The sequence below is a fragment of the Micromonospora sp. MA102 genome (genome assembly GCF_025460765.1).
In the GTDB taxonomy this organism is placed as follows: Bacteria; Actinomycetota; Actinomycetes; order Mycobacteriales; family Micromonosporaceae; genus Micromonospora; species Micromonospora halotolerans.
Window position 1 is genome coordinate 165023 of the sequence record NZ_JAMWEG010000005.1, and the last position, 12164, is coordinate 177186.

At 73.7% G+C, this 12164-nt stretch carries 13 protein-coding genes; 7 read left to right on the forward strand and 6 right to left on the reverse strand.

The window, feature by feature from the left end; genetic code table 11:
- Window positions 1–41: 41 nt before the first annotated feature.
- Together NFX44_RS12610 and trmB are read right to left on the reverse strand one after the other, a co-directional pair.
- Complete coding sequence (locus tag NFX44_RS12610; RefSeq protein WP_262283703.1) at window positions 42–2546, reverse strand: RNA helicase; 2505 nt, start codon at window positions 2544–2546, stop codon at window positions 42–44.
- A gap of 47 nt (window positions 2547–2593) precedes the next feature.
- On the reverse strand, window positions 2594–3298 hold the full coding sequence (gene trmB / locus NFX44_RS12615; RefSeq protein ID WP_262283704.1) for a tRNA (guanosine(46)-N7)-methyltransferase TrmB: 705 nt from the start codon (window positions 3296–3298) through the stop codon (window positions 2594–2596).
- Between the two features lie 123 nt (window positions 3299–3421).
- On the opposite strand from trmB, the gene NFX44_RS12620 reads away from it, so the two are divergent.
- On the forward strand, window positions 3422–4024 hold the full coding sequence (locus tag NFX44_RS12620; protein WP_262283705.1) for a hypothetical protein: 603 nt from the start codon (window positions 3422–3424) through the stop codon (window positions 4022–4024).
- Between the two features lie 8 nt (window positions 4025–4032).
- Window positions 4033–4698: a class F sortase gene (locus NFX44_RS12625; RefSeq protein WP_262283706.1), complete on the forward strand. Its 666-nt coding sequence runs from the start codon at window positions 4033–4035 to the stop codon at window positions 4696–4698.
- A 234-nt stretch (window positions 4699–4932) separates the two neighbouring features.
- Here NFX44_RS12625 and NFX44_RS12630 read toward each other — a convergent pair whose 3' ends face one another.
- From NFX44_RS12630 to NFX44_RS12640, 3 genes are all read right to left on the reverse strand, one after another.
- Window positions 4933–5253 (reverse strand): antibiotic biosynthesis monooxygenase, encoded by a 321-nt coding sequence (locus NFX44_RS12630; RefSeq protein ID WP_262283707.1) that lies wholly within the window; start codon window positions 5251–5253, stop codon window positions 4933–4935.
- A 22-nt stretch (window positions 5254–5275) separates the two neighbouring features.
- Window positions 5276–6073: an exodeoxyribonuclease III gene (locus NFX44_RS12635; protein WP_262283708.1), complete on the reverse strand. Its 798-nt coding sequence runs from the start codon at window positions 6071–6073 to the stop codon at window positions 5276–5278.
- 96 nt (window positions 6074–6169) lie between these two features.
- A complete protein-coding gene (locus NFX44_RS12640) occupies window positions 6170–7090 on the reverse strand; it encodes a proteasome assembly chaperone family protein (RefSeq protein WP_262283709.1) in 921 nt (306 codons plus the stop codon).
- A gap of 391 nt (window positions 7091–7481) precedes the next feature.
- On the opposite strand from NFX44_RS12640, the gene NFX44_RS12645 reads away from it, so the two are divergent.
- The 3 genes from NFX44_RS12645 to NFX44_RS12655 all read left to right on the forward strand — a co-directional run bounded on the left by NFX44_RS12645 (window position 7482) and on the right by NFX44_RS12655 (window position 9374).
- Window positions 7482–8357 (forward strand): peptidase M23, encoded by an 876-nt coding sequence (locus NFX44_RS12645; protein WP_262283710.1) that lies wholly within the window; start codon window positions 7482–7484, stop codon window positions 8355–8357.
- Between the two features lie 93 nt (window positions 8358–8450).
- A complete protein-coding gene (locus NFX44_RS12650; protein WP_262283711.1) occupies window positions 8451–8597 on the forward strand; it encodes a hypothetical protein in 147 nt (48 codons plus the stop codon).
- Between the two features lie 39 nt (window positions 8598–8636).
- A complete protein-coding gene (locus tag NFX44_RS12655) occupies window positions 8637–9374 on the forward strand; it encodes an EcsC family protein (protein ID WP_262283712.1) in 738 nt (245 codons plus the stop codon).
- 56 nt (window positions 9375–9430) lie between these two features.
- On the opposite strand, the gene NFX44_RS12660 is transcribed toward NFX44_RS12655, so the two are convergent.
- Window positions 9431–10273, reverse strand: a complete 843-nt coding sequence (locus NFX44_RS12660; RefSeq protein WP_262283713.1) for a GDSL-type esterase/lipase family protein — start codon at window positions 10271–10273, stop codon at window positions 9431–9433.
- A gap of 168 nt (window positions 10274–10441) precedes the next feature.
- Here NFX44_RS12660 and NFX44_RS12665 point away from each other — a divergent pair, with 168 nt between their 5' ends.
- Together NFX44_RS12665 and NFX44_RS12670 are read left to right on the forward strand one after the other, a co-directional pair.
- On the forward strand, window positions 10442–10705 hold the full coding sequence (locus tag NFX44_RS12665) for a DUF6343 family protein (protein WP_262283714.1): 264 nt from the start codon (window positions 10442–10444) through the stop codon (window positions 10703–10705).
- Window positions 10706–10717: 12 nt separating this feature from the next.
- Complete coding sequence (locus NFX44_RS12670; protein WP_262283715.1) at window positions 10718–12130, forward strand: NADP-dependent succinic semialdehyde dehydrogenase; 1413 nt, start codon at window positions 10718–10720, stop codon at window positions 12128–12130.
- The last annotated feature ends 34 nt before the right edge of the window (window positions 12131–12164 follow it).

The window sequence follows — 12164 nt, forward strand, 5'->3', positions numbered from 1 at the left end:
GGGCCGCCCGGGCATTCCGGGCGGCCCTTTTTCGCGAAGTCCTACAGCTGGCCGACGTCGGTGATCCGGACGACCGCGGCGCCCGCCTCGTCGGAGGCCGCGAGGTCGATCTCGGCGCTGATGCCCCAGTCGTGGTCGCCCTCCGGGTCGTCCAGGATCTGGCGTACGGTCCACCGCTCCCGGCCCTGCTCGATCATCAGCAGGGCCGGCCCGCGGGCGTCCGGCCCCACCCCGATCGAGTCGTACGCCTCGAAGTACGGCTCCAGCGCGTCCGCCCACGCGTCCGCGTGCCAGCCGTGCTCGGCGTCCAGTTCCCCGAGCAGGTCCCAGCGGCGCAGCGCGGCCAGCTCGACCCGGCGGAACAGCGCGTTGCGCACCAGCACCCGGAACGCCCGGGCGTTGCGGGTGACCGCCGGCGGCCGGTCGTCCAGCGAGGCGGCCACCTCCGCCACGTCGGACGGGTTGCGCAGCCGCTCCCACTCGTCGATGAGGCTGGAGTCGACCTGGCGGACCAGCTCGCCCAGCCACTCGATGAGGTCGACCAGCTCCTCGGTCTTGGCGTCCTCGGGGACGGTCTGCCGCAGCGTCTTGTACGCGTCCGCGAGGTAGCGCAGCACGAGGCCCTCGGAGCGGGACAGGCCGTAGAACTGGACGTACTCGGTAAAGGTCATGGCCCGCTCGTACATGTCCCGGACCACGGACTTCGGGGAGAGCTGGTGGTCGGCGACCCACGGGTGCCCTTGCCGGTACATCTCGTACGCCGACTCCAGCAGCTCGGCGAGGGGCTTCGGCCAGGTCACCTCGTCGAGGAGTTCCAGCCGGGCCTCGTACTCGATGCCCTCGGCCTTCATTGCGGCGACCGCCTCGCCGCGGGCCTTGAACTGCTGCGCGGAGAGCACCTGGCGCGGGTCGTCCAGGATCGACTCGATCACGCTGAGCACGTCCAGCGCGTACGCCGGGGACTCCCGGTCGAGCAGCTCGACGGTGGCCAGGGCGAGCGGGGAGAGCGGCTGGTTGAGCGCGAAGTCGAGCTGGAGGTCGACGGTCAGGCGCACCCGGCGGCCCTGCTCGTCCGGCTCGGGCAGCTCCTCGACCACGCCGCCGGCCCGCAGCGCACGGTAGATGGCGATGGCCCGGCGGATGTGCCGGCGCTGGGCGGCCGGGTCCTCGTGGTTGTCGGTGAGCAGGTGCCGCATCGAGGCGAACGCGTCGCCGGGACGGCCGATGACGTTGAGCAGCATCGAGTGGCTGACCTGGAAACTGGAGGTGAGCGGCTCCGGCTCGGCCTCGACCAGGCGCTGGAAGGTCGGCTCGCCCCAGCCGATGGAGCCCTCCGGCGGCTTCTTCTTCACCACCTTGCGGCGCTTCTTCGGGTCGTCGCCCGCCTTGGCGAGGGCCTTCTCGTTCTCGATGACGTGCTCGGGGGCCTGCACCACGACCCGGCCGAGGGTGTCGAAGCCGGCCCGCCCGGCCCGGCCGGCGATCTGGTGGAACTCGCGGGCCTTGAGCAGCCGGGTCCGGGTGCCGTCGTACTTCGACAGGCCGGTGAAGAGCACGGTGCGGATCGGCACGTTGATGCCGACGCCGAGGGTGTCGGTGCCGCAGATGACCTTGAGCAGCCCGGCCTGGGCCAGGGTCTCCACGAGGCGGCGGTACTTGGGCAGCATGCCGGCGTGGTGCACGCCGATGCCGTGCCGGACCAGCCGGGACAGCGTCTTGCCGAAGCCCGAGGTGAACCGGAAGTTCCCGATCGCCTGCGCGATCATGTCCTTCTCCGCGCGGGTGCACACGTTGACGCTCATCAGCGCCTGGGCACGCTCCAGCGCGGCGGCCTGGGTGAAGTGCACGACGTAGACCGGGGCCTGCTTGGTGGCCAGCAGCTCCTCCAGGGTCTCGTGCAGCGGCGTCAGCGCGTACGAGAAGAGGAGCGGGACCGGCCGCTCGGCCGAGCGGACGACGGCGGTGGGCCGCCCGGTGCGCCGGCTGAGGTCGTCCACGAAGCGGGTGGTGTCGCCGAGCGTCGCGGACATCAGGACGAACTGGGCCTGCGGCAGCTCGATGATCGGCACCTGCCAGGCCCAGCCCCGGTCCGGCTCGGCGTAGAAGTGGAACTCGTCCATGATCACCTGGCCGACGTCGGCCCGGGCGCCCTCGCGCAGCGCCAGGTTCGCCAGGATCTCCGCGGTGCAGCAGATGATCGGGGCGTCGGCGTTGACGCTGGCGTCGCCGGTGAGCATGCCGACGTTCTCCGCGCCGAATACCTCGCAGAGGGCGAAGAACTTCTCCGAGACCAGCGCCTTGATCGGCGCGGTGTAGAAGGTGGTCCGGTCGTCGGCCAGCGCGGCGAAGTGCGCGGCGATCGCCACCAGGCTCTTGCCCGAGCCGGTCGGCGTATTCATGATCACGTTCGCGCCGGAGACGATCTCGATGACCGCCTCCTCCTGGTGGGGGTAGAGGTCGAGGCCGCGCTCGGACGCCCAGCCGGCGAACGCGTCGTAGAGGGTGTCGGGGTCGGCGCTCTTCGGCAGCACGGCGGTGAGAGTCATGGCGGTTCCCATCGTGCCTGGATCATGGGTCGCTGCGCCAACCGGGTTCAGCGCCGCCGGTGGACCAGGTCGAAGATCTCCCGCCCGGCGGTCAGCGCCCGGCGCTCGAACTTGGTCACCGGCCGGTGCTCCAGGCGGGGCGCGAAGCCGCCGTGCACGTCGACAAGCTCCGGGTCGGCGGTGAGCGTCTCCCGCATCGACTCGGCGTACTCGGCCCAGTCGGTCGCGCAGTGCAGCGTCCCGCCGGGGACCAGCCGGGAGCGCAGCAGCGCCACGTGCCCCGGCTGGATGATCCGCCGCTTGTGGTGCCGGGCCTTCGGCCACGGGTCGGGGAAGAAGACGTGCACCGCGTCCAGGCAGCCCTCCGGCATGGCCCGCACCAGGTCCAGCGCGTCGCCCTTGGCCACCCGCACGTTGCCCAGGCCGTGCCGTTCGACCAGGTCGAGAAGGTTGGCGATTCCGGGCGTGTGCACCTCAACCGCCAGATAGTGTCGGTCCGGGTCGGCGGCCGCCATCGCCGCGGTGGCGTCGCCCATGCCGGAACCGATCTCCAGCACCAGCGGCGCCCGCCGTCCGAACAGCGCCGCTGGATCGCACGGCCCGTCCAGGTCGTCGATCTCCAGGCCGTACGCGGGCCAGAGCCGGGCCAGCGCGTCGCGCTGCCGGTCGCTCATCCGCCCGCGACGCGGGTGGAAGGTGCGGATACGGGCGGCGTGGGCCGGCGGCGCGGCGCTGAAGTCGGTGGAGGTCACAGCGACCCGAGCGTACGCGACCGCCGGAGCGGATCGGATGTGATGGGCGGCCCGGGGTGAGAGGATTCATCCCGTACGGCAGGACGGGTGGCCCGCCGCCCGACCCCGACGCCGGGAGGGGGCATGGTGTCAGTCACGGGACGTGCGGCGCTGCTGGTCGCGGCCGCCGCGTGCACCGCCCCGCTGGTCGGCGCGCTGCCCGCCCAGGCCGCCCCGGGGCTCGCCGCGGCGACGGTGCGAGCGGCCGCCCCCGCTGCCGAGCCCGTGCCCGACCAGCCCGGCACGCAGCCCCCCGCCGACCTCATCTTCGTCGAGGTGACGCCGAGCACCGTCGAGGCCGGCTTCCTCGTCGGCATCCGGGCGAGCTGCCGCGACAACTCGGTGCCGGCCACCGTGGTGTCCGACGCGTTCGGCCGGGTCCAGGTGCAGCCGCAGCGCGGCCTGCTCACCGCCTCGCCGATGGTCCGGGACCGCACCCGCCCCGGCAACTACCGGGTGAAGCTGGAGTGCCCGAGCGGGCAGACGGCGTCCACCATGCTGCAGGTGGTCAAGCAGGTGCAGCCCAGCCGCGGGCCGGCGACCGGCTTCGGCGGCACGGCCGGCGGCGGGCTCGGCGGTGGGCTGCTGGTGCCGGTCGGGTTGGCGCTGACCGTGGCCGGCGCGGTGGTCGGCGTGGCCGCGTCCCGCCAGCAGCCCCGTAGCCTCCGTGGCGCCGCCCGGCGCTGAGCCCCGCCATGGCCGCGAACCCCACCCCCCAGCCCAGCCCCCGGGCCACCGGCCGGAGCCCGTGGTCGGTCCCGCTCGCCGTGCTGCTGGTGCTGGTCGGGGTGTTCGCCACGGGCGCCGGGCTGGGCCGGACCGCCGGGCCGTTCGACTGGGCCGACGCGGCGACCGGGTCGAGCCACCGCACCGCGGAGCCGACCCGGGCGCGGGAGCCGACCAGCCTTCCGGTCCGCCTCGCCGTGCCGGCCATCAAGATCACCGCCCCGGTCACCCCGGTCGGTCAGGCCCGGGACGGCTCGATCGCGGTCCCGCCGCTGACCCAGCACCACCAGACCGGCTGGTACGACCGCGGGGCGGTGCCCGGCGACCCGGGTCGGGCGATCATCGTCGGGCACGTGGACACCAAGAGCGGGCCGGCGGTCTTCTACCGGCTGCACGACCTGAAGCCGGGGGACCGGATCGAGGTGACCCGGGCGGACCGCAGCGTGGTGACCTTCAAGGTCGACACCGTCGAGTACTTCGACAAGGCCAACCTCCCCGCCGACCGGGTGTACGGCGACGCCGGGCCGGCCGAGCTGCGGCTGATCACCTGCGGTGGCGAGTGGGTGGGCGGCCACACCGGCTACCAGGACAACGTGATCGCCTTCGCCTCCCTCCTCGGCACCGCCAACCCCTGACACCGCGGATCCCGCGCGCCGGGCCTGCGACCGGCGGCGCCTTGGACGGCGACATCAAGTTCGTGGGCCCTGGCGAGGGAGCGGCGCGCGCATCCGCGAACGCCTTGGAGCTGACGTCAGCAATGACTCAAGCCAGGAGTGTTCGGCTGCTCCGCCTCGGCGACGAAGATGCCCTGGCCCTGCTGGCAGCTCATGGCCGACGTGGCGCGGACCATATGTCAGCGGTAGGAGGGGTCAGCCCTTCGCGGGGACCTGCTGGACGACCTCGAACTCCAGCAAGGTGGCGCCGGTGGAGACCGGCTTGCGCGGCTCGCCGCCCTGGCCGCCGGCGTGCGCGGCCCGGGACGGCCCCTGCGCCCACGCCTGGTAGGCCTCCTCGGTCTCCCAGCGGGTGTAGACGAAGTAGCGGCTCTCCCCGCCGACCGGGCGGAGCAGTTCGAAGCCGAGGAAGCCGGGGGAGTTCTCCACCGCGCCGGCCCGGGCCGCGAACCGCTTCTCCAGCTCCTCGCCGGCGCCCGGCGGGACGTCGATCGCGTTGATCTTCACGACTGCCATGGCTCCACCCTAACGAGCCGGGTCAGAACGACTCGACAGCTGGCACCAGGTCGGCGTCGACCACGATCGGGGCGTGGTCGGAGGGGCCCTTGCCCTTGCGGGCCTCCCGGTCCACGTACGCGGAGGTGACCGCGCGGGCGAACGGCGCCGTCGCGTAGACCAGGTCGATCCGCATGCCCTTGTTCTGGTGGAACATGCCGGCCCGGTAGTCCCAGTACGTGTAGGGGTGCGGCCCCTTCATGGGCGTCGGCACCACGTCGCTGAGGCCGAGGTCGCGCAGCGCGGCCAGGGCGGCCCGCTCGGCCGGGGTGACGTGGGTCGAGGTGACGAAGAGCTTCGGGTCCCAGACGTCGGCGTCGGTCGGTGCGACGTTGAAGTCCCCGCAGACGGCGACGGGCAGCCCGCAGGCCACCTCCGGCTCCAGCGCGTCGCGCAGCGCGGCGAACCAGGCCAGCTTGTACGCGTAGTGCGGGTCGTCGGGGGAGCGGCCGTTCGGCACGTACACCGACCAGACCCGCAGGCCGGCGCAGGTGGCCGAGATGGCCCGGGCCTCCGGCAGGGGGAAGCCCGGCTCGCCGGGGAAGCCGACCGCCACGTCGGCCAGCCCGACGCGGGACAGGATGGCCACCCCGTTCCACCGGCCGTCGCTGTGGCTGGCCGCCTCGTAGCCCAGCTCGCCCACCTCGGCGACCGGGAAGGCCCCGTCGGGGCACTTGGTCTCCTGCAGGCAGACGACGTCGGGCTTCGTGGTGGCCAGCCAGTCGAGCAGGCGGGGGAGGCGGGCCTTCACCGAGTTGACGTTCCAGGTCGCCAGGCGCATGTCTCCAGCCTGCCGCATCGGCGGTCACCCCGCCGGGTCAGCCCGCGGGGTGTCGCGCCGTCGCCTCCCGGGGTGCCGCCCCGACGCGGCCGTCGGTCAGCGTTCCGGGGTGTCCCCGGGCCGGGTCTGCTCGGCGAGGAAGCGTTCCAGCTCGGCGCCCAGCTCGTCGGCGGTGGGCAGCGGGCCGGTCTCCGGGGCGAGCAGGCTCTTCTCGCCGCGCCCGCGGGCGAACGCGTCGTACTGCTCCTCCAGGGCCTGGACCAGGGTGGCCGCCTCCTCGGTCTGGGCGACCTGGCGGTCGATCTCCACCCGCACCACCTCGGCGGCGGCGCGCAGGCCGTCGCGGGGCAGCAGCAGCCCGGTGCTGCGGGACACCGCGGCGAGCAGCGCCTCGGCGGCGGCCGGGTACTCGGTCTGGGCCACGTAGTGCGGCACGTGCGCGGCGAAGCCGAGGGCGTCGCGACCCCGCTCGCCGAGGCGGTATTCCAGCAGGTGACCCACGCCGGCGGGCACCTGGACCTTCTGGAGCCAGGGCTCGTACCCGGAAATCAGCTCGCGCCGGGTGGCGTGCGCGGTGACGCCGGTGGGCCGGGTGTGCGGGACGGCCATCGGGATCGAGTTGAGCCCGACGGTGAGCCGGACCTCGAGCCGCGCGGAGAGCGCGGCCACGGCGGCCACGAAACGTTCCCACTGGACGTCCGGCTCGGGGCCGGTGAGCAGCAGGAACGGGGTCTCGTCGTCGTCGTGCAGCAGGTGCAGCTCCAGCGCGGGGGCGTCGTAGTCGGCCCAGTGGTCCTCGACGAAGGTCATCACCGGCCGGCGGGAGCGGTAGTCGAAGAGCTGGTCGACGTCGAAGCGGGCGATGGGCCGCGCCTCCAGGGAGGTGAGCAGCTGCTCCCGGGCCAGCCGGGTGGCGTTGCCGGCGTCGACGAAACCGGTGAGGGCCTGGATCAGCACCGGTTGGCCGAGATCGGGCAGATCGTCGGTGAGTTCGTAGAGCTCGTGTGGGTCGAGCACCGGTTCGGACCTTCCTGTCGACGCGTACGGGGTGGGCCGCGCGTACGGGGCACCCCGTTCGGCCAACGTACCGGCCGCCGTGGTCCATTCCGTTACGGGCCGACCGATGATCACAATTCGGCGACGGCACGCGATTCGCTCCTCCTCCCGGTCCGGGTGCGGGTCCACCGAAAGGACGAGTTAGTCGATCACTGGGCAGGCACGGGAAGGCTGCGAGGTTCCTGCCCGGGGCGGTGCGACCCGCGCCACACCGGAGGTTTTCCCGGGTCGCGAGGTCCGTCACCGGCCGGCCCGGGGCGGCGACGGCTGTCCGGTTTCGCGGGCGCAGAGTGTGGCGAGGGCCACCCGATGGGCCTGGGTGATCCCGGTTTGCCCTGTCTAGCCTCGTCGAATGCGTGACGACGGCACCCTCGACGACCAGTACGGCCTCGACGGCTCGGCTGACCGTTCGGACGATACCCCTTCGACCGAACAGTTGACCGCTTGCGCCGAGGCATCCACTGCCCGCGGTTCCCTGCGTACCCGCTTCACCGCCCTGATGAACCCCCTCGCCGCCCGGCCCGGCCGGACGAAGATGGCCATGGCCACCGGCGCGGTCTGCTGCCTCGGCCTGGTCGGCGGCTTCAGCCAGATCGGCGCCCGCCCGGCCGGTGACACCCCGAACCCCGCCGCCTCGGCCGAGGTCGCCCAGCGCGCGGCCGTCGACGCGGCCTCCCGCGGCCTGACCCGGGAGAGCACCGCCCCGGCCACCCCCGCCGCCGCAGCCCCCTCGGCCAGCCCGTCGGCGACCACCAAGCCGAAGCCGAAGGCCAAGCCCAAGCCGCGCCGGATCGTCCCGGTCGCCGGCCTGGACCAGACCCAGATGAACAACGCCAAGAAGATCGTGCAGGCCGGCCGGGAGATGGGCGTGCCGCGTCGCGGCCTGGTCATCGCGGTGGCCACCGCCATGCAGGAGAGCACCCTGCTCAACTACGCCAGCGCCGTGCTGCCCGAGTCGCAGAACTACCCGCACCAGGCCATCGGCTGGGACCACGACTCGGTCGGGCTGTTCCAGCAGCGGCCGAGCAGCGGCTGGGGCACCGTCGAGGAGCTGATGGACCCGGAGTACGCCACCAAGGCGTTCCTCTCCGCCCTGGAGGAGATCCCCGGCTGGCAGGACCTGCCGCTCACCGTCGCGGCCCAGGCCGTCCAGGTCTCCGCGTTCCCCGACGCGTACGCCCAGCACGAGTGGCGCGCCAACACGGTGGTCAAGGAGATCCTGGGCTGACGCTCCGCCGGGGTTGCCGCGGGGCCGGCCCGGGTACCAGAGACTTGCCGGTCCCGGGTACAACATGAGGGGGGCCGCGGACAGGAGGACGTCATGGCGCTGGTGCAACGACTCACCGCCTTCCTGCGATCGCCCCGCGGTCAGCAGCTGGTCGACCGCGGCCGGCGCGAGCTGGCCAAGCCGGAGAACCAGGCGAAGCTCAAGCAGCTCGCCACCCGGCTGTCGTCCCGCCGGCGCTGACCGCTCCGCCCCGCAGCAACGACCCCCGGGAGCCCCCTCGTGACCGACTCCGCCCCCGTCGACGGCGAACCCACCCTCCCCCCGAAGCCGGCCGCGCCGGTGGAGGCGCCCGAGGGGCCTCCGGCCCGGCTCTGGGACCGGATGCGGGACGACCCGCAGTACGCGCCGGAGCACCTGGCCCTGGAGGCGGTGCGCCGGCTCGGGCCGGAGGCGGCGCAGTGGGCCGAGCGGGAGCGGGCGCAGCATCCGGACGTCCCCGCCGACGAGCTGGCCGACCAGGCGGTGCGCAAGTTCGTCAACCACGCCCGGCTCTCCGGCGCGGTCTCCGGCGCGGCCGGGCTGCCCGGGGCGGTGATCGACGTGGGCGTGCTCGCGTGGACCCAGGCCCGGCTCGTGCTGCACGTGGCCGCCGCGTACGAAGTCGACCCGGTCCACCCCGACCGGGCCACCGACCTGCTCGTGCTCCAGCGGGTGCACAAGGTCGCCGAGAGCGCCCGGCTCGCCCTCGGGGTGGCCGCCGGTCGGGAGCGGGCCGGCGCGCTGTTCGGCATGGGCGGGCAGCGCCCGCTCGGCCGGGTGATGCTCCAGCTCGGCGTCCGGCTGGCCCGGATGGCCGGGGTGCGCGCCGCCAAGCGGATGTTCGCCAAGGTGATCCCCGGCGCCGCGATCATCCTGGGCACCTGGGCCAACTCGTCGGCCACCCGGGACCTCGCCGACCGGGCCCGCGCCCTCTACCGGGGCGGCCCGCGCCAGCTCCCCGGCCCGCGCCGGCCCTGACCGCCGCGCGCGGGCACCGGCCTGCGGCGGTCAGGGTGCCGCCGGCCGGCCCCCGGTCAGTCCGCCCAGCCGGAGGCGTCCCAGGTGACGTCGGCGAGCCAGTCCTGGCCGGCGGCGTTCGGGTGGAACCAGTCCAGCGCGTTCACCTCGTCCAGGCCGAACCGGGTCCGGTGGACCGCGCCACCGTCCCACCGGCAGCGCGACCCGTACGCGCGGCAGGCGGCCCGCAGCTGCGCGTCGTAGGCGTCGATCCGCTCCCGGAACCGGGCCCGGCGGGCCACCGCGGCCGGCGCGATCGACGTGGCGTCGGCCAGCAGGGCCGGGCATACGCCGCGTGACCAGGCCCGCACCGCGCGGTGCTCGGTGTGCCCGAGCTGCCAGAGCCGGTGCAGGTCGGGCAGGCTGACCACCAGCACCCGGGCCTTCGGTCGGCCCCTGCGCAGCACCGCCAGCGCCGCGTCGACCTGTCCCCGGAAGGTGGCCGGCGCGGTCATGTCGTCGATGTCGTTCCGGCAGGCGTCGTTCGCCCCGATCAGCACCGTGACCAGGTCGGCCCGGTCGCGTACCGCCGCCCGGGCCTGGTCGGTGAGGCCGGCCGCGCGGGCGCCCGGCACCGCCCGGTTGTGGGCCCGCAGCGCCGGGTTGTCCTCGTGCAGCCGCCGGTAGAGGCTGCGCACCCGCAGGCCGTCCCCGCTGGACCAGGAGTTGCGTTCGCAGCTCACCAGCACCAGGCAGGAGCCGAAGCCGCTGGTGATCGAGTCGCCGAGCGCGGTCAGCACCGTGGCCGTGCCCGGGGGCGCGGAGCCCGACGGGCGGGGCGACGCCGAGCCCGAGCCGTCGCAGGCGAGCGCGACCAGCGCCGCGAGGCAGGCCAGCGTGGCGATCCAACGTCGAGGCATACCGTCCCTCCCCCGTCCGGCGGCAGAAGCGGCGCGTCGACCCTATGCGCCTCGGGCGTCCGGGCGGGGGCCCTGTCGCCCTTCCGGCATCGACAACCGTCGTTCACATCGGCGTGTTACGGCCGGGGGACCTGGTTAGGCCGGGCCGTGCCGGGGTAGCCCGGGGGAATGACGCGATCACAGCCCCGGCGTGCCCGTGGCACGGTCGGCCACGCGTACAGCGCGCTGAACCTGCGGCTCGCCCTCGCCCTCTTCGGCCTCGTCGTCATGACCGTCTTCGCGGTGCTCGCGTTCGCCGCCGGCGTGACCTGGCTGGGCGTCGTCTGCGCGATCCTCGCCGTGGTGGCCGTGGTCGACCTGGTCGTCATCCAGCGCCGCCGCGCCGCGCGCCGCAGCGAGGAGCCGGGCGTGCGGCACTCGCTGTTCGAGTGACAGGAGTACGACATGCCCATCGCCACCACCAATCCCGCCACCGGACAGGTGCTCAAGACGTACGACCCCATGTCGGACGAGCAGATCGACGCGGCGATCGAGCGGGCCGACCTGGCCTTCCACCAGCTGCACGGGACCACGATCGCCGAGCGCGGCCGGTGGATGATCGCCGCCGCCGAGCTGCTGGAGGCCGAGCGGGACGAGACCGCCCGGCTGATGACCACCGAGATGGGCAAGACCTACGCCGCGGCGAAGGCCGAGGTGACCAAGTGCGCCACGGCCTGCCGCTTCTACGCCGCCAACGCCCCGAAGATGCTCGCCGACGAGCCCGCCGACGCCGCCGCGGTCAAGGCCAAGCGGGCGTACGTCCGCCACCAGCCGCTCGGCCCGGTGCTGGCCGTGATGCCGTGGAACTTCCCGCTCTGGCAGGTGATGCGGTTCGCCGCGCCGGCCCTGATGGCCGGCAACACCGGGCTGCTCAAGCACGCCTCCAACGTCCCGCAGACCGCCCTCTACCTCGAGGAGCTGTTCCGCCGGGCCGGCTTCCCGGAAGGCGCGTTCACCACCCTGCTGGTCGGCTCCGAGAAGGTGGACCGGATCCTCAGCGACCCCCGGGTCCGGGCCGCCACGCTCACCGGAAGCGAGGGCGCCGGCCGCTCGATCGCCCAGATCGCCGGACGGGAGCTCAAGAAGACCGTGCTGGAGCTGGGCGGCAGTGACCCGTTCGTGGTGATGCCCTCGGCCGACCTGGACAAGGCGGCGGAGGTGGCCACCACGGCCCGCTGCCAGAACAACGGCCAGTCCTGCATCGCCGCCAAGCGGTTCATCGTGCACACCGACGTCTTCGACGCCTTCGCCGAGAAGTTCGCCGCCCGGATGTCGGCGCTGCGGGTGGGCGACCCGATGGACGAGAACACCGACGTGGGCCCGCTGGCCAGCGAGGGCGGCCGGGACGAGATCCACGCCCAGGTGCGGGACGCGGTCGACAACGGCGCCACCGTGCTGTGCGGCGGTGAGAAGCCCTCCGGCGACGGCTGGTACTACCCGCCGACCGTGGTCACCGACCTGCGGCCGGGGATGCGCATGTGGTCCGAGGAGGTGTTCGGGCCGGTCGCCGGCCTCTACCGGGTCGACTCCTACGAGGAGGCCATCGAGGTCGCCAACGGCACCAACTTCGGCCTCGGCTCCAACGCGTGGACCGACGACCCGGCCGAGCAGGAGCGCTTCGCCGTCGACCTGGACGCCGGCAACGTCTTCATTAACGGCATGACCACGTCCTACCCGGAGCTGCCCTTCGGCGGGGTGCGGAACTCCGGGTACGGGCGCGAGCTGTCCGCCGTGGGCATGCGGGAGTTCTGCAACACCAAGACCGTCTGGGTCGGCGAGGGGGAGGCCGGCGCCGGGGCCGGGGCGCACTCGGAGTAGTCGCGATTGACCGGACGCCGTCATGGGTAGGAGG